Origin of the sequence: Cupriavidus sp. DB3 (assembly GCF_020418465.1) — a bacterium.
GTDB lineage: Bacteria > Pseudomonadota > Gammaproteobacteria > Burkholderiales > Burkholderiaceae > Cupriavidus > Cupriavidus cauae.
Genome location: NZ_JAIZPL010000005.1, coordinates 178,037 through 195,161, shown reverse-complemented (window position 1 = coordinate 195,161; position 17,125 = coordinate 178,037). Strand labels below are relative to the sequence as shown.

The following is a 17,125-nucleotide window of genomic DNA, read 5'->3' as shown; positions in this document are numbered from 1 at the left end:
CTACCGACGGACTGCGCCCAACGGACTGCGCGCGGTTGCTCAGTCCTGCGCGCTGCGGCGGATCTGGCGCGACAGCACGATCACCGGGATCAGCCCGACCAGCACGATCACCAGCGAGGCCGTCGCGGCCTCGGCCAGCCGCTCGTCGGCGGCGAGGTTGTAGGCCTGCACGGCCAGCGTGTCGAAATTGAAGGGGCGCATCACGAACGTCGCCGGCAATTCCTTCATCACGTCGACGAAGACGATCAGCGCCGCCGTCAGCAGGCTGCCGCGCAGCATCGGCAGATGCACGCGGCGCAGCGTCGCGGCCGGCCCGTGGCCGAGGCTGCGGGCCGCGGTGTCCATGCTGGGCGTGATCTTGGCCAGCCCGGCATTGACGGTCTGCAGCGCGACGCCGAGAAAGCGCACCAGATAGGCGTAGACCAGCGCGGCGATGCCCCCGGTCAGCAGCAGTCCCGGCGACACGCCGGTCAACTGCTCGACCCAGCCGGCGATCGCATTGTCGAGCCGCGCCACCGGCACCAGCACGCCCACCGCGATCACCGAGCCCGGCAGCGCATAGCCCATGCCGCAGAGCCGCAGCAGTGCCCGCATCGGCCAGCCGCGGCCGAGCCGGCCGGCATAGCCGATCGCCAGCGCGATCAGCACCGCGGCCAGCGCGGTGACGCTGGCCAGCACGAAGCTGTTGCGCACCAGCCCGACAAAGCGCGGGCCGAACTGCGCGTCGCCGTCGGTGAACGCCATCTCGAACAGCATCAGCGCCGGCACCAGGAAGCCCAGCAGCACCGGCAGCGCGCACGCGCCGAGCGCGGCCACGCCGCGCCAGCGGGTCAGCCGATACGCCGGCAGGCGGCGCTGGCCGCCATGTACGCGGGCCCGCCCGCGCGAGATGCGCTCGGCCACCAGGATGGCGATCACGAAGGCCAGCATGCACGCCGACAGCTGCGCGGCGGCGCTCTTGTCGCCGAGCGAGAACCACGCGCGGTAGATCCCGGTCGAGAAGGTCGGAATCGCGAAATAGGCGACGGTGCCGAAGTCCGCCAGCGTCTCCATCAGCGCCAGCGCGGTGCCGGCCGCGATGCCCGGGCGCGCCAGCGGCAGCATCACGCGCAGCATGCTGCGCCAGGGCCCATGGCCGAGCAGGCGGGCCGCTTCCAGCGTATTCAGCGTCTGCTGCAGGAAGGCGGCGCGCGCGGTCAGGTAGACGTAGGGATAGAGCACCAGCGAGAACAGCACGATGGCGCCGCCCAGGGTCCGCACGTCCGGAAACCAGTAGTCGCGCGCGCCCCAGCCGGTCAGCGCGCGCAGCCAGGTCTGCACCGGCCCGGCGAACTGCAGCGCGTCGGTATAGGCGTAGGCGATCACGTAGGCCGGCATCGCCAGCGGCAGCACCAGCGCCCATTCCATCAGGCCGCGGCCGGGAAAGCGGTACGTGCAGACGAGCCACGCGGTCGGCACGCCCAGCAGCAGCACGCCGACGGTGACGCCGGCCAGCAGCCACAGCGTGTTGGCGATGTATTCGCCCAGCACCGTGTCGGCCAGGTGATGCCAGGTCTCGGTGCTGGGCATCAGCAGGCTGGCCGCCACCACGAGGATCGGCACCGCGATCAGCAGGGCCACCAGACCGGCCGCGAAGGACAGCGGATGGATCGCGCTCAGACGCCGTCCGCGCCGTGCCGCAACGGCATGGTCGCTATCGGGCAATCGGGCGGGATGGAGCAGGGACATGCGGGCGATCGGCTGGGGAGGGGTGCCGCAGGCGGCACGGCTGGGGCATTCTATCAACCGCCGGTCCGGCGTTGCTGATACTTATAATGATTCGCATGTCCGCCTTCGATCTCGATACCGACGCCGCCGCGGTCACGCCCGCAGCGACTCCCCCGGTCAGTCCAGCGTCCGCTACCTCGCCGGGGGCCGATGCCCCGCCTGCCGCGACCGCCACGCCTGCCGAGCCCGCCGCTGCCAGCCAGCCGGCCGATCTCGTACTGGAGGTCGAGCACATCCGCCACGGCTTCGACAGCCAGATCGTCATCGACGACCTGTCGTTCTCGCTGGCGCGCGGCAGCATCGGCTGCCTGCTCGGCCCCAGCGGCTGCGGCAAGACCACCGTGCTGCGTGCCATCGCCGGCTTCGAGCCGCTTCGTGCCGGACGGATCGTGCTGGACGGACTGCTGGTCTCGGCGCCGGGCGTGGCGGTGCCGCCCGAACGGCGGCGCGTCGGCATGGTGTTCCAGGACTACGCGCTGTTTCCGCATCTGAGCGTCGCCGACAACATCGCCTTTGGATTGCATCGGGAGAGCCGGCAGGCCAGGAAAGAGCGCGTCGCCGAAGTGCTGGAGCTGGTCGGCCTGGCCGGCGCCGGCGCGCGCTTTCCGCACGAGCTGTCCGGCGGCCAGCAGCAGCGCGTGGCGCTGGCCCGCGCGCTGGCACCGCGCCCGGAGCTGCTGCTGCTCGACGAGCCGTTCTCCAATCTGGACGTGGACCTGCGCGAGCGCCTGAGCCTGGAGGTGCGCGCGATCCTGAAGGCCCAGGGCGCGACGGCGATCCTGGTCACGCACGACCAGCTCGAAGCGTTCGCGATGGCCGACGAGATCGGCGTGATGCATGCCGGCGCGATCGAGCAGTGGGGCACGGCGCACCAGCTCTATCACAAGCCCGCCACGCGCTTCGTCGGCGATTTCATCGGGCAGGGCGTGCTGATGCCCGCCCGCGTGACCGCGCCGGGGCAGCTCGATTGCGAACTCGGGACCCTGCATAGCCGCGACGGCCTCGCCGTGGCGCCTGGCGTGGCCGAGGTCGATGTGCTGATCCGCCCCGACGACATCCTGCACGACGATGCCAGCGCGCTGCGCGCGCAGATCCTGCACAAGGCCTTCCGCGGCGCCGAGATCCTCTACACGCTGCGGCTGGCCAGCGGCGGCAGGGTGCTTTCGCTGGCGCCGTCGCACCACGACCACGGCGTCGGCGACTGGATCGGCATCCGGGTCGAGGTCGACGACGTGGTGGCATTTCCGCGCTAGCGGCGCCGGCCTCGGCGCTGCCGGGCGGCGTCGCGTACGGATGCACTACACTGGCGCTTTGGCTGGCCGCGCGGCCCGCACAGAGCCGTGCCCGGAGACGTGCCTGGTGACGTGCCTTGGTGACGAGCACCGACACCTGCACCGACACCTGCACCGACCTGCACGGACATCTGTACCGCAACCCGCGCGCCGCCCGCACTGAAACCCAAGCCCTGACCACCGTGCCGGACTCGCTGTTTTCCGAACCCTCCGACGCTTCCCGACAACCGCTGGCCGAACGGCTGCGCCCGCGCAATATCGACGAGGTCATTGGCCAGCAGCACCTGCTCGGCCCGGGCAAGCCGCTGCGCGTGGCGTTCGAATCGGGCGAGCCGCATTCGATGATCCTGTGGGGGCCGCCCGGGGTCGGCAAGACCACGCTGGCCCGCCTGATGGCCGATGCCTTCGACGCCGAGTTCATCGCGCTGTCGGCGGTGCTGTCGGGCGTCAAGGACATCCGCGAGGCGGTCGAGCGCGCCGAGCAATACCGCGCGCACGGGCGCCGCACGCTGGTGTTCGTCGACGAGGTCCACCGCTTCAACAAGAGCCAGCAGGATGCCTTCCTGCCGCATGTGGAAAGCGGGCTGTTCACCTTCATCGGCGCGACCACCGAGAACCCGTCGTTCGAGGTCAATGGCGCGTTGCTGTCGCGGGCCGCGGTCTATGTGCTCAAGAGCCTGGACGACGCGGAGCTGCGCCAGCTGGCACTGCGCGCCAGCGAGGCGCTGGGCGGCGTGGCCTGGGACGACGAGGCGCTGCAGCTGATCGTGTCGTCCGCCGACGGCGATGGCCGCAAGCTGCTGAACAATATCGAGATCGTCGCGCGGGCCGCGCGTACCGCCGGCGCGCAGACGATCGACAAGGCGCTGCTCGGCAGCGCGCTGTCGGAGAACCTGCGCCGCTTCGACAAGGGCGGCGATGCGTTCTACGACCAGATCAGCGCGCTGCACAAGTCGGTGCGCGGCTCCGATCCCGACGCGGCGCTGTACTGGTTCTGCCGCATGCTCGATGGCGGCGCCGATCCGCGCTACCTGGCCCGCCGCATCGTGCGGATGGCGTGGGAGGACATCGGCCTGGCCGATCCGCGCGCGGCACGCATGACGCTGGACGCGGCCGAGACCTACGAGCGCCTGGGCTCGCCCGAGGGTGAGCTGGCGCTGGCGCAGGCGCTGATCTATCTGGCGGTCGCGCCCAAGTCGAACGCCGGCTACAACGCCTACAACGCCGCGCGCGCCTTCGTCGCCAAGGACAAGTCGCGCGCGGTGCCGGTCCATCTGCGCAATGCGCCGACCAAGCTGATGAAGGAGCTGGGCTACGGGCATGCCTACCGCTACGCGCACGACGAGCCCGAGGCCTATGCCGCCGGCGAGCACTATTTCCCCGACGACCTGAAGGCGCAGGGCTGGTACCAGCCCACGCCGCGCGGCCTGGAGGGCAAGATCTCGGACAAGCTGCGCCATCTGCGCGAGCTCGACGACGCCTGGCACCGGCGCCAGAAGAGCCAGGCGGCGGGCAAGGGCGGCGGCAAGGCGGACGACGGCGACGGCTAGCGCGGTCATGGCCCGCGGGCCCCGGGCCCCGGGCCCCGGGCCGCAGGCCGGTACTGCGGCCGGCTCCTGTCGCGGTGCAGTAAAATGTGCGGTTCGGCGGCATGCCTGCCGCATCCCGATCGCTCCGATCGCTCCGACCGCACGCTTTTCCCGCAAACATGCTCGACATCCAGCTGCTCCGCAAAGACCTCGACGCCGTGGCGCAACGCCTCGCCACGCGCGGATTCCAACTCGACCTGGGCGCCTTCCAGGCGCTCGAAAGCGAGCGCAAGCAACTGCAGACCCGCACCGAGGAACTGCAGGCCCGCCGCAACACGCTGTCCAAGCAGATCGGCATGGCCAAGGGCAAGGGCGAGGACGCATCGGCGCTGATGGCCGAGGTCGGCGGTATCGGCGACACGCTGAAGGAATCGGCGGCGCGCCTGGACGACATCCAGGCCCAGCTGCAGCAGCTGATGCTGTCGCTGCCGAATCTGCCGCACGACAGCGTGCCGGTCGGCAAGGACGAAAACGACAACGTCGAAGTGCGCCGCGTCGGCACGCCGCGCAGCTTCGACTTCGCGGTGCGCGACCACGTCGACGTGGGCGAGCGGCTCGGCCTCGATTTCGAGAGCGCGGCCAAGATCACCGGCTCGCGCTTCGCGGTACTGCGCGGCGGCATCGCGCGCATGCATCGCGCGCTGGTCCAGCTGATGATCGACACCCATACGCTCGAGCACGGCTACACCGAGATGTACGTGCCGTATATCGTCAATGCGGCGTCGATGCGCGGCACCGGCCAGCTGCCCAAGTTCGAGGACGACCTGTTCAAGGTGCCGCGCCAGGTGGGCGGCGAGGGCGCGGACGGCGGCGAGCGGATCGAGAACTACTACCTGATTCCGACCGCCGAGGTGCCGCTGACCAATCTGATGCGCGACGCCATCGCGTCGGCCGACGAGCTGCCGCTGCGCTTCGTCGCCCATACGCCGTGCTTCCGCTCGGAGGCGGGCTCCTACGGTAAGGACACGCGCGGCATGATCCGCCAGCACCAGTTCGACAAGGTCGAGCTGGTCCATATCGTGCGCCCCGAGGAATCGTTCGACGCGCTGGAGCAACTGACCGGCCATGCCGAGGCGATCCTGAAGAAGCTGGACCTGCCGTTCCGCACCATCGTGCTGTGCACCGGCGACATGGGCTTCGGCAGCACCAAGACCTACGACCTGGAAGTGTGGATCCCCGCGCAGAACACCTATCGCGAGATCAGCTCCTGCTCGAACATGGGCGACTTCCAGGCGCGCCGCATGCAGGCACGCTACCGCGCCGGCCAGGGCAAGCCCGAGCTCGTGCACACGCTGAACGGCTCGGGCCTGGCCGTCGGCCGCACGCTGGTGGCAATTCTGGAGAACTACCAGAACGCGGACGGTTCGGTCACGGTGCCGACCGCGCTGCAGCCGTATCTGGGCGGCCTGACGCGGCTGGAACCGGAGGCCTGAAGCCGGCGAAGCCGCGAGCAGGAAGTCGTGCGCAAAAAGGCGCCGACCCTCTTGCAGTCTGTTTTTGACTTCTCTATAATCTCGGTTTCGCCGCAACGCGACCAGTTCAGGAGAGGTGGCAGAGTGGTCGAATGTACCTGACTCGAAATCAGGCGTACCGGCAACGGTACCGTGGGTTCGAATCCCACCCTCTCCGCCAGTAGTGCAAAACCCCCCGAAGGCCTGCCTTCGGGGGTTTTTGTTTTTGGGCGATGCGATTTGCTTTGCCCGAGCGCTCAGCCCGAGCCCACGCCGCCTGACGAGGCATCTCACTCGTCAGACGTCTCTCGATTCTCCGTTCGGATCCTCAAAGACGTCATCGAGGCACTGCGCGGCGCCGAGACGGTCGACCCATGCTTCCAGTTGCACCGGGCTGGCGACGGCGATTCGGGACGCAATATCCGGCGGGAGCGGCCCGAAGCGCTGGACCAGGACTTTCCGCAGCACGTGCGCTTCACCTTCCTGCTTGCCCTCCAGCTTGCCCTCCAGCTTGCCTTCGAGCACGCCGGCTTGCCGGTAGGTATGCAACGATAGCACCAGGCTCATATTGACCTCCATCAGGTTGACCAATTCGGGCAGCAACAAGACACCTTCGCTCCAGCGTGTCGTAGTCAAGGCTGTGCAGCCGGTCGACCGGAATGAATCCCGTAATCAGTTCGCGCACCAATTGAGGGGCGGAAAACAGCAGCTTGTAGCAAGAGTCGTAAGTCGGAACCATGATCGGCAATGCTGGGGTTGAGACCTGCGTAGCTTGCCGATCGCGCCACATCGAAGCTTCTGAAAAATGCACGCACTTTACGTTTCGGATGGAGGCGTGCCCACAATGAGAAAAGTCCGCATCGACAGTGCGCGCCGATGCGGACTTCTTTCAGCCAGGGACCGAGACGCTTATTGGAACGCCTTGTCGTTCGGGTTCGCGAACAGGTCCTTCATCTCGGCCGACAGCGGGTAGTTCATGTTGATGCCGCGCGGCGGGATCGGCGACTGGAACCACTTCTTGTACAGCTGCTCGGCCTTGCCCGACTTCATCAGGTCGGCGATCACGCCGTCGGCGAGCGCCTTGAACTGCGGGTCGTCCTTGCGCAGCATGCAGGCGTAGTTTTCCGTCTGCAGCGGCGTGCCGGCGACGGTCCATTCGCCCGGATTCTTGGCCTTGGTCAGTTCGCCGTACAGCAGCGGCTCGTCCATCACGAACGCGACCGCGCGGCCGGACTCGAGCATCAGGAAGGCCTGGCCGTGGTCCTTGGCGCCGGTCAGGTTCATGTTCATCGCCTTCTCGCCGTTCATCTTGACCAGCAGGCGTTCACCGGTGGTGCCGGCGGTGGTCACCACGTTGCGGCCCTTCAGGTCGTCGAAGTCCTTCACGCCGGCGTCCTTGCGCACCAGCATGCGGATGCCGTAGACGAACAGGCTGTTGGTGAAGCCCACCTGCTTCTGGCGCTCGAGGTTGTTGGTGGTCGAGCCGCATTCGAGATCGATGGTGCCGTTCTGCATCAGCGAGATGCGGTTCTGCGAGGTGATCGGGATCATCCGCACCTGCAGGTTCGGCATGTTCAGCTGCGTCTTCACCTTGTCGACGATCGCCATCATGATCTCGTGCGAATACCCCATGACCTCGCGGCCATTGGTATAGGAGAACGGGATGGACGACTCGCGATGGCCCAGGGTGATCACGCCGTTCTGCTTGATCTTGGCCAGTGTGTCGTTCTGCTGGGCATGGGCGGCGCCGATGGTGCCGAACGCACCGCAAGCGAGCGCGGCGGTCAGCAGCGCGGCCAGCGCGGGTCGCAGCGAACGGCGCGCCGGTCGTGGCGCGATGCGGGTGGCGGTAGGCAGTTTCATGGTCAGGCTCTCCTTGGTTGTGGAACGGCTCTTGTTGAAACGCGACATCGGTTGTGCTGCTAGCAAGGGCCGTGCAAGCGGCGGCTCCTCGTTCCGCTCTTCTGTTCGTACGCGCCGCAGCCGGGCGCTACGCCAGCGTTGCGCTGTAGTCCGCGGGATCGACCTTGGGCGGCCGCCCCGCCATCGTATCCGCCAGCAGGCCCGCGCTGCCCATCGCCAGCGTAAACCCCAATCCGCCGTGGCCGATATTGAGCCACAGGTTGCGCAGCCGCGACTGTCCGATCAGCGGCAGGCCGCTCGGCGTGGCAGGGCGCAGCCCGGCCCACGGCTGCAGGTCGGACAGGGACCGGTCGCCGGCGATGCCGCCGAACACCGAGCGGGTCTCGTCCAGCAGCGTCGCGGCGCGGCGTTCGTCGATCCGTGTATCGGGCCGCGTCAGGTCGGCCATGCCGGCCACGCGCAGCGTATTGCCGATGCGGGCATAGACGATCTTGCGCGCGAAGTCGGTGACGCTGATATGCGGCGCCTGCGCGCCGGTGCCGACGGGGACCGTGATGCTGTACCCCTTCAGCGGCCACAGCGGCGCGCGCAGTCCGAGCGGGCGCAGCAGCGTCGCGCTGCCGATGCCGCCGGCCAGCACCACCGCGTCGGCGGCCTCGAAGCCGCTGTCGGTATGCACGCCGCGGGCCGCGTCGTCCTGGCGTTCGATCGCGCGCACCGCGGTGCCGAATCGCAGCGACACATTGGGATGCTGGCGCAGCAGGTGGGCCAGCCCGACGCAGAAGCGGTGGCAGTCGGCCACCTCCTCGCTGGGCGTATGGATGGCGCCGGCGATCTGGTCGCGGATGCCGGCCAGCGCCGGCTCCAGCGCGACGCAGGCGTCGCGGTCCAGCGCATGCTGCTCGCTGCCGAGCCCGGCCTGGAAGTCCAGCAGCCGGCGCGCGGCATCGAAGCTGGCGGCGTCGCGATGGACGATCAGCTTGCCGCGCCGCGCAAAATCGAAGTCGATCTGGTGCTCGTCCAGCAAGGCCCGCATGCGGTCGCGCGAATGGAAGGCCAGCCGCAGCAGCTTGCGCGTGGTGGCGTCGCTGCGCGAGGCATTGCAGGCGCCGACGAAGGCGGCCAGCCAGCGCCATTGGGCCGGGTCCAGCCGCGGCCGCCACTGCAGCGGTGCGTCGCGTCGCAGCAGCCAGCCCGGCACCTTGGACAGCACGCCGGGACCGGCCAGCGGTGCGACATAGCTGTAGCTGAGCTGGCCGCCGTTGGCGAAGCTGGTCTCCAGCCCCGGGCCGTCGCGCCGCTCCAGCACCGTGACCTCATGGCCGTCGTTGGCCAGTTGCCAGGCGGTGGCCATGCCGACCACGCCGGCGCCGGTGATCACCACCTTCATTGCCGTATCCGTCCCTACCGGTTTGCGATCCCGCAAGGGTAGAGCAGGGCGGCCCGGCTGCCCAATGCGAAGACGTGCCAGAATATGTCTTTCGGCTATACCCTGCCCGGCCCCCCGGAATTCCCATGCGCCTGCGACAGATCGAGATCTTCCGCGCCGTGATGCTGACCGGCACCGTCAGCGAGGCGGCGCGGCTGCTGCATGTCTCGCAGCCGGTGGTCACGCGCGTGCTGCAGCATGCGGAGGCCTCGCTCGGCTTCCGCCTGTTCGACCGCGCCAAGGGCCGGCTGCGGCCGACGCCCGAGGCCACCGCGCTGTACGGCGATGTCGAGCGGCTATATGGCGAGATCGACCGCGTGCGGCGGGTCTCCGAGAGCCTGCGCCACAAGGGCGCCGGCCGGCTGCGCGTGGCGGCGACGCCCAGCCTGGCCGATCCGCTGCTGGTGCCGGCGCTGCAGCGCTTCTGCGCCCGTCATCCCGACACCCAGGTGCAGGTGCTGACCCACCATACCGACGAGATCGTGCAGGGCCTGCTGCGCAACCAGATCGATATCGGCTTCGCCTTCGCGCCGCCGCCGCACGAGGCGATCGCCGCGCAGACCGTCGCGGAAGGCCGCATGCTGCTGGCAGTGCCGCGCGGCCAGCCGCTGTCCGGGGCGACGCGGCGCACGCCGTTGCCGATGGCCAGGCTGATGGACCGCGCCTTCATCGGCTACGACGATCACAGCTCGCTTGGCCTGATGGTGCGCCAGCTGCTGGCGCGCAATGCGCTGGAGCCGCGCTCGACGCTGGAAGTCCAGACCTATTCGCTGGCGCGCAAGCTGGTCGAGAGCGGGCTGGGCGTGGCGCTGCTGGACCAGTACACCGCCCTCGGCAGCGATCCGCAGGCGGTCTCGCTGCACGAGATCCAGCCGGCGATGGCCTTCGAGATCCAGATGCTGCGCGCCAGCCATCGCGGCATTCCCAGCTTGGCCGAGCAGCTGCGCGAGCGTTTTGCCGAGGCCGCGCAGGAACTGGCGGGGCAACTGGACCGGCGCCTGTCCGCGCCGGCGGTCGCCTTCGAGCACGCTCTCAAATAGCCGCCGGATCGCGCACCGACATGGCCGCGCCGATGCTGCCGCTCAGCGCAGCGTCAGGCTGGCGTAGGCGCCTTCGACGAAGCGCACCCGCAGCCGCGGACCGTGCTTGCGCAGCGCGGCGTCGGCCCAACGCTGGACCCGCTCCATGTGGGCGATATGGCTTTGCTGGGTCTGCGCGGCGGCGGTGGTATTGAACCAGAACGTGAAGGGCCGCGATTCGGCCTCCGGCGCGCGTGCCCGCTGCTCGGCGGAGCCGACGCGCGCGGCCAGCAGGGCGTCGAGCACGGTCAGCTCCGGGTTGGTATGCGCGCCGTTGCTGCAGAACAGGTAATGGTCGGCCGACACCGTGCGGCAGAACGCCGGCGACATATTGTGCTCGGAGCCGTGATGCTGGACCTTCAGCACGTCGACGTGCAGCGCGCCATCGCGCAGCAGTTCGGCCTGCTTCAGCCCGGCCAGGATCATGTCGGGATGCGCGTCGCCGGTCAGCAGCACGCGACGGTCTTCCTCTTCGACCAGCAGGATCAGCGACGCGATATTCGGCGTGGTGACGCCCTGGTATGACGGCGTGCCCTCCCACTCGCGCAGGTCGAACGGATCGTCGGCCCGGCCGCCGGCCATCGCCAGCAAGCCGCTGGCGTAGCGGTCGCGGATGGCCTGGGCACGCAGCCGATTGGCGGGATCGCGCAGCCAGTGGTTCCAGCCTTCGCGCAGCCGCTTCAGTTCCGCGGCGGTGGGGCCGAGCACGCGGATGCGCAGCGAACCGAGCGACTGCGCGGCGGCATCCGGCCGCGCGATGATCAGCTTGCCGGCCGACGCCGACGCCGACGCCGACGCCGACGCCGACGCTGACGCCGACGCCGGCGTTACCACCTCGCCCAATGGCGGATTCAACGGAATATCGAGCAGATCCGCCTTGACCAGCCGGGAGACCCGCAGCGCCTGCGGCACCGAGTTGGCAATGCGGGCGTAGTCGCGCCCGAGCACCTCGAGCGGCTCGACGTGGCTGGCCCGCAACGCCCGCGCGCTGGCCGCGAGCAGCGAGTGGATCGCTCCCGCGTTGGCGCCGATCTGGTCGTGGAAGGCGTTGTGCCACAGCGCGCCGATGCGCGGCACGCGGCGCGACGCCGGCTTGGCCGGCGGATCGCCGCGCTCGGCGTGGTAGTCGTAGACCTTCCATTCGAGCGCGGCCTCGAGCATCGCGAGAATGCCGCCCAGGTGGTCGTCGTCGATATGGGAGACGTAGACCAGATCGAGCATGGCGTCGTCGCGCGCGAGCCGCTCCAGCGACGGCGCGACGAAATCGCGCATCGCCGCGCCGGTGCCGCCATCGCACAGCATCCGATGGCCCGACGCCGCCTCGATGAGCAGGCAGTCGCCCTGATAGGACTGGAACAGGCGGATCTTCATGCGCGCCTCCGCGCTGGTGGGTCACGCCGCTCGCGGCGCTCGTCGAAGGCGCGCGCCTCCTCGATCGCGGCGACCGGGTCGATCAGGCCGTAGCCCGCGTCGTTGCGCCAGGCGTAGTCGTGCGAGGGCAACGGCCGCGCGGTGCGCCGCAGAATCCCCTGGCACTGCGCCGCCGTCAGCGTCGGCTTGGCGGCCAGCATCAGCCCGATGACGCCGCACACATAGGGACTGGCCATGCTGGTGCCGGTCATCGCGACCCAGCCGCCGCCCTCGACGAAGCCGTTGGCGGCAACGATGCCGGTGCCCGGCGCGCAGACATCGGGCTTGTTGCGCCCGTCGCGCGTCGGCCCCTGGCTGCTGGAGATATGGACCCGTGCCTGCTCCGCGTCGGCGTTCGCCACGCCGATCACCCAATGCGCGCAGGCGAGCGAATTGATCGAATGCGAATCGACGTTGGTCGCCTCGGCGAAGAACGACGGAAAGCGGTAGGCCGCCAGCTCGCGCCGGCGCTGCAGCTCCATCGGATCGTCGCGTTCGATCCATGCGTGAAAGCTGCCGTCGCGGATCTCGTCGCCGTGCAGCCGCACCTTCCACACGCCGGCCGTGATCGGCGTATAGGCGCGCGCATCGAGGAAGGGCGACAGATAGACGCCGATGTAGTTGTCGCCGTTGGACGGATGGTAGAGCTCGTTGTAGACGGACAGCACGGTGCCATCGGGCAGCCTGCGATTCTCGATGTACTGCCGCGGCGCGACCTCGTACCACTCGGTGGAGCCCGGGGGCTGCACCGAGACCGTGAAGCGGTCCTGCGCGCCGTACCAGATCTCCAGCTCGTTCTCGGACAGGTCCGCGATGCCGTCGCCGACCACGATCCATTCGAGTTCGACCGTCAGGCCCTTGGCCGCGATCTTGCCGCTGGTATGGATGCGGCCCATGATCCAGCCGAAGCGGTCCTCGTCGGTGGGACGCTCCTGTCCCGCATTGCCGGCCGCGATCGAGATCGCGCGGCCCGGCGTGGCGAGGAACGCGTCGAGCCAGCGGCAGGTGCCATTGGCGCCGTCGTGCGAGCCGCCGTTGGTCCCCAGGCTGATATTGATCGACAGCGGCAGGCCCTCGCGCTCCGCAACGGCCAGCAGATATTCGACCGCATGGACGATGCGCGAGGCATCGCTGAAGGTCCAGCGCCGCGCGGCATAGTCGTCGCCGGGCGGCTCGACGCTGATCAGCACGCCGGCGATCAGCGCACCGGGACACAGGCCCTGGTTGCCCGCCGCGATGCTGGCCACATGGGTCGCATGCGAGCCGGGCTCCTGCTGCGACTGGCGCTCCAGCTCGGTGGCGGGCGGTCCGCCCTTGCGCGCCGCCTGCAGCGCCGCGTTCAGGCGCTCGCGCGTCAGCTCGGCGCCATAGCCGAAGGCCTGCGGCGGCGGGCGGAAATCGCCGCCCTGATCCCAGATAGACAGGAAGCGCGTATTGCCGTCGGCATCGAGAAAATCCGGATGCGAGAAATCGAAGCCGCCCACATCGATGATGCCGATCAGCACGCCGGCGCCGCTCTGCGCCTGGCCATCGACCGCGACGCGCCGCGGCGTCGGTGCGATCGCCGCCGCTGCGGCCGGGCCGCGATCAGGGCGCGGCAGCCGCAGCGACAGCGTTTCGCTGCGGTGCACGTAGCGCACGCCCTCGAGCGCGGCCAGACCGCGCAACGTGGAGATCGGCACGGTGGCCGCGATGAAATTGCGCCGATGCAGCAGCGGCGTGGCGGGCTGCTGCCCGGGCCGGCGACGATGGCCGGCCTCCGCCAGCATGCGGTCGATCGCGCGCAGCACGTGCTCGGTATCGTCGGGCGCGCCGGGCTCGCGCGGCTCGGTCTCGACGATCACGTTGATGAAGACGTCGTCGGCCACCGGCATGGCCTGCTGCTTGGGACGCGTCACGCGGCCGCGATGCACGGTCAGGCAACTGTAGTCGCTGAGGCCGGCGGCAAAGCGGTCGCGTTCCTGCTGCTCGATCGCCAGCCGTCGCTCGGCCGGTTCGGGCAGCGCGGACTTGCGGGTCACCACGCATTGCGAATATTGCGCGCGCAGCTGGTTGACCGGCTCGCTGCCGTTGCTGACCTGGCGCAGCTTGGGATGCAGATGCTGCAGGGGTGGGGTATCGTCGCGGGGCATCGGGGTTGTCTCCTCGTCGCGCTCGCTGCATAGCCTAACGGCTTCGTGCCGGCGCGGCCACTGCAAATTTTTCAAGCGTGAGTTCAGTGCGATCGCTGCCTGATTGCGGCGCGGGCGCGAGCGACCCGGCGGCGTGGGCGCGACCCGGCGGCGCGGGCGCGATCCGCACGGCGCGCGTTCTATCATGCGGATTGACGCGGTGTTGTGCCCGGCCCGGATGACACGGTCATTGCCGCGAGAATTACGAAAACACGGAACCTGCCCATGCCACCAATGGCGACGAAACGGATGACGAGATTGAGCACCAGATCGAGCACGAGATCGAGCACGAGCCAGAGGCCACGATGGACGAGCTGATCGCGGCCTGGCCTGCCTGGCTGCGCTTCGAGCAGCCCACGCCCGGCCTGCTGATCGGCGGCCTGCTGCTGTTCGTCGTGCTGGCCGTGCTGGGGCTCTGCCTGGTCCGCATCGCGCTGGTGCTGATCCATCCGGTGGTACGGCTGCTCGATTCGCTGCGGCACGTCGCGCGCGATGCGCTGCACGCGCGGGCTGGCGAGCGCTGGCCGCGGGTGCTGAAGCTGCTGGAGCGCCAGGTCGCCGAGATCCTGCTGGTCGTGCTCGCGGCCGCGGTGCTGCTTGGCAGCGGCGGCCTGCTGATCTGGCTTGCGGTGGCGGTGGCCGCGGAAACGCCGCTGGTGCGGGTCGACCAGGCGGTGTTCGCGTGGCTGCAGCAGGGGCGGCAGGACTGGCTCGATGTGGCAATGACCGCCATCACGGAATTCGGGGGCGCGCGCATCGCGGTGGCGATCGGCATCGCGGTGTTCGGCTGGCTGGCGTGGCGCCGCGCGTGGGCCGCCGCGATCTATTGGACGATCGCGTTGATCGGCGCGCGTGCCTGCGTGCTGGTGCTCAAGTACGGCCTGGCGCGCGGCCGCCCGGCCAGCATCTACGGCGGCGTCGAGTCGTTTTCATTTCCGAGCGGCCACGCGACCAGCAGCATGGTCACCTACGGCTTCCTGGCCTTCCTGCTCTGCGTGCGGCAGCCCTGGCGCGTGCGCATTCCGGTGCTGGCGGTGACGGCGACCGTGGTGGTCGCCATCGGCCTGTCGCGGCTCTATCTGGGCATGCATTGGCTGTCGGACGTGGTGGCCGGTTACGCGCTCGGCATGGCGTGGATCGTGATGCTGGCCACCGCCTATCTGACGCTGCATGTGCCGGCCAGGCTGTCGCCGGCGCCGCTGGCCGGCGTCGCCGCGGCGGCCGCGCTGGCAGCGGGCGCCTGGGTCGCGGTCTATCATCTGCCCCACAACGTGGAGCGCTATCGAGACGCCGCTAAGGCCGTGCCCGTTGTGCCGGCGCCGGGGCCGAGGCCGGAGATGGAGCGGAGTCCGGCGCGGCTGGATCGGCCGCCGGACCGGCCGGCGGCGCGACCGCCGGCGCCACGGGCTGCGGCGATGCCTGCGCCGGCTTAGGACCAGCGGCGCTGCTGGTGCTGGTGCCAGTACCAGTGCCAGTACCAGTGCCAGTGCCGGTGCCAGTGCCAGTGCCAGTGCCGGTGCCAGTGCCAGTGCCAGTGCCAGTGCCACCGCCGCGCCCCGCCGGCAGCCGCGACACCAGCAGCTGGTCGATCTTGTGGTGGTCGATGTCGAGCACCTCGAAGCGGTAGTCCGCGGTCTCGATGAACTCCGACTTCTTCGGGATGCGCTTCAGCGTGTAGATCACCAGTCCGGCCGCGGTGTCGACATAGTCCTCTGCCGGCAGCGTGTCGAGATCGAGCGCCTTCTTCAGGTCGACCAGCGGCGTCACGCCATCGACGAGCCACGAGTCCTCGTCGCGCCGCACGATCTGCTCGTCCTCCGACGAATAGAGGATGTCGCCCATCAGCGCGCCGACGATATCGTCGAGCGTGACGATGCCGACCACCAGCCCGTATTCGTTCATCACCACCGCGAAGCTCTGGTGCATCTCGCGAAAGCGCGTCATCGCCTCGGACAGCGTCAGCGTGTCGGGAATCACCAGCACGTTCTTGTCGTAGTGCCGCGCCAGGTTGGCGATCGCGGAATCCGCCTCGTCGGCCAGCATCGAGCGCAGGATGTCCTGCGATTCGACGAAGCCCTGCACGTCGTCCAGGTCGTGGTCGCAGACCGGATATTGCGCGTGCGGATACTTGACCAGCTTGCGCCGCAGGCTGTCGGGGCTTTCGTCCAGCGCGAGGTACACCACCTCGTCCCGCGGCGTCATGATCGCCGTCACGCTCTTGGAGTCGAGCTCGAACACGTTCTCGATCAGATGGATCTCGTGCTTGAGCAGCACGCCGGCCTCGGCGCCGGCATCGACCATCGCCGCGATGTCTTCGGACGTGATCTGCTCCACGGCCTTGGTCGGCAGGCCGAGCAGCTTCAGCGCGGCGTCGGCGGCGGCGTTGAACAGCCAGACCAGCGGCTTGAGCACCTTCAGCAGCCACAGCATCGGCCCGATCACCGCCAGCGCGCACGTTTCGGGGAAGCTCATCGCGATCCGCTTCGGAATCAGGTCGGCGAACTGGATGAACAGCAGCGTGACCAGCAGGAAGGAGCCGATATTGGCCATGCGCTGCGCGACCGTGTCGGTGAAATAGGGCGACAGCAGCGCGAAGGCGAAGTCCGACAGATGCTTCTCGCCCAGTACGCCGGCCAGGATGGCGACGGTATTGACGCCGATCTGCACGATGGTGAAGAAGTTGCCCGGCTCCTCCTTGAGCAGCATCACCTTGGTCGCGCGCCGGTCGCCACGCTCGGACAGCGTCTGCAGCTTGGTGCGGCGCGCGGCGGTCAGGGCGATCTCGGAGATCGAGAAGAAGGCGCTGATCAGGATCAGCAGCAGCAGGATCAGGACGAACATGGCGATGGCGGCGGGGGCCGGTGGCTTGAGGCCGGAGGGGCGCTTCGATGATGGTGCAGGCCGATGCGGGCTGTCAATGAGAACGGAACGCCGCCTGGATCGGTCGTTATATAGCCATAATAAATTGTTATTTTTGATTCGATAGCGGTTGACTTACTCTGTGCCGGTACGCATGGCGTGCCGAAGCGCTACCGAAACGCTGCCGAAGCGCCGCCAGGCGCATGCACTATCAT

12 protein-coding genes, 1 tRNA gene and 1 pseudogene are annotated in these 17,125 nt (G+C 68.9%); 6 read left to right on the top strand and 8 right to left on the bottom strand.

Translation table 11 applies throughout. The features are described 5' to 3' along the window. Positions 1 to 39: 39 nt before the first annotated feature. Positions 40 to 1,728, bottom strand: a complete 1,689-nt coding sequence (locus tag K7G19_RS17275) for an iron ABC transporter permease (RefSeq protein WP_226108297.1) — start codon at positions 1,726 to 1,728, stop codon at positions 40 to 42. A gap of 95 nt (positions 1,729 to 1,823) precedes the next feature. On the opposite strand from K7G19_RS17275, the gene K7G19_RS17270 reads away from it, so the two are divergent. From K7G19_RS17270 to K7G19_RS17255, 4 genes are all read left to right on the top strand, one after another. Continuing rightward, positions 1,824 to 3,020, top strand: coding sequence for an ABC transporter ATP-binding protein (locus tag K7G19_RS17270; protein ID WP_226108295.1), 1,197 nt, complete (start codon positions 1,824 to 1,826; stop codon positions 3,018 to 3,020). 221 nt (positions 3,021 to 3,241) lie between these two features. Then, positions 3,242 to 4,609 carry a replication-associated recombination protein A gene (locus K7G19_RS17265; RefSeq protein ID WP_226108615.1) on the top strand — a complete coding sequence of 456 codons (1,368 nt, stop codon included), beginning with the start codon at positions 3,242 to 3,244 and terminating at the stop codon, positions 4,607 to 4,609. 158 nt (positions 4,610 to 4,767) lie between these two features. Continuing rightward, on the top strand, positions 4,768 to 6,081 hold the full coding sequence (gene serS / locus K7G19_RS17260; protein ID WP_226108293.1) for a serine--tRNA ligase: 1,314 nt from the start codon (positions 4,768 to 4,770) through the stop codon (positions 6,079 to 6,081). A 109-nt stretch (positions 6,082 to 6,190) separates the two neighbouring features. Next, positions 6,191 to 6,280 (top strand) — tRNA-Ser (locus K7G19_RS17255). A 116-nt stretch (positions 6,281 to 6,396) separates the two neighbouring features. Here K7G19_RS17255 and K7G19_RS17250 read toward each other — a convergent pair. The 3 genes from K7G19_RS17250 to K7G19_RS17240 all read right to left on the bottom strand — a co-directional run bounded on the left by K7G19_RS17250 (position 6,397) and on the right by K7G19_RS17240 (position 9,352). Then, on the bottom strand, positions 6,397 to 6,705 hold the full coding sequence (locus K7G19_RS17250) for a DUF4351 domain-containing protein (protein ID WP_226108291.1): 309 nt from the start codon (positions 6,703 to 6,705) through the stop codon (positions 6,397 to 6,399). 303 nt (positions 6,706 to 7,008) lie between these two features. Next, the gene (locus K7G19_RS17245) at positions 7,009 to 7,962 is read right to left on the bottom strand and encodes a glutamate/aspartate ABC transporter substrate-binding protein (RefSeq protein WP_150084201.1); all 954 of its coding nucleotides are present in this window, start codon (positions 7,960 to 7,962) and stop codon (positions 7,009 to 7,011) included. A gap of 127 nt (positions 7,963 to 8,089) precedes the next feature. Then, on the bottom strand, positions 8,090 to 9,352 hold the full coding sequence (locus K7G19_RS17240) for a D-amino acid dehydrogenase (RefSeq protein WP_226108290.1): 1,263 nt from the start codon (positions 9,350 to 9,352) through the stop codon (positions 8,090 to 8,092). Positions 9,353 to 9,477: 125 nt separating this feature from the next. Here K7G19_RS17240 and K7G19_RS17235 point away from each other — a divergent pair, with 125 nt between their 5' ends. Next, on the top strand, positions 9,478 to 10,431 hold the full coding sequence (locus K7G19_RS17235) for a LysR family transcriptional regulator (RefSeq protein WP_150084199.1): 954 nt from the start codon (positions 9,478 to 9,480) through the stop codon (positions 10,429 to 10,431). Positions 10,432 to 10,473: 42 nt separating this feature from the next. Here K7G19_RS17235 and K7G19_RS17230 read toward each other — a convergent pair whose 3' ends face one another. The 3 genes from K7G19_RS17230 to K7G19_RS17220 form a co-directional block, all read right to left on the bottom strand. Further along, positions 10,474 to 11,841: an MBL fold metallo-hydrolase gene (locus K7G19_RS17230; RefSeq protein ID WP_226108289.1), complete on the bottom strand. Its 1,368-nt coding sequence runs from the start codon at positions 11,839 to 11,841 to the stop codon at positions 10,474 to 10,476. Continuing rightward, positions 11,838 to 14,012: a S8 family peptidase gene (locus tag K7G19_RS17225; RefSeq protein WP_190286414.1), complete on the bottom strand. Its 2,175-nt coding sequence runs from the start codon at positions 14,010 to 14,012 to the stop codon at positions 11,838 to 11,840. The genes K7G19_RS17230 and K7G19_RS17225 overlap by 4 nt, the downstream gene beginning before the upstream one ends. Positions 14,013 to 14,194: 182 nt before the next feature. Continuing rightward, positions 14,195 to 14,341, bottom strand: a complete 147-nt coding sequence (locus tag K7G19_RS17220) for a hypothetical protein (RefSeq protein WP_190286413.1) — start codon at positions 14,339 to 14,341, stop codon at positions 14,195 to 14,197. 15 nt (positions 14,342 to 14,356) lie between these two features. Between K7G19_RS17220 and K7G19_RS17215 the strand changes: the two genes are divergently transcribed. After that, positions 14,357 to 15,484, top strand: a complete 1,128-nt coding sequence (locus K7G19_RS17215) for a phosphatase PAP2 family protein (protein WP_226108288.1) — start codon at positions 14,357 to 14,359, stop codon at positions 15,482 to 15,484. A gap of 127 nt (positions 15,485 to 15,611) precedes the next feature. Here K7G19_RS17215 and K7G19_RS17210 read toward each other — a convergent pair. Then, a pseudogene (locus K7G19_RS17210) lies at positions 15,612 to 16,892 on the bottom strand (hemolysin family protein); the annotation flags it as partial. Between the last annotated feature and the right edge of the window lie 233 nt (positions 16,893 to 17,125).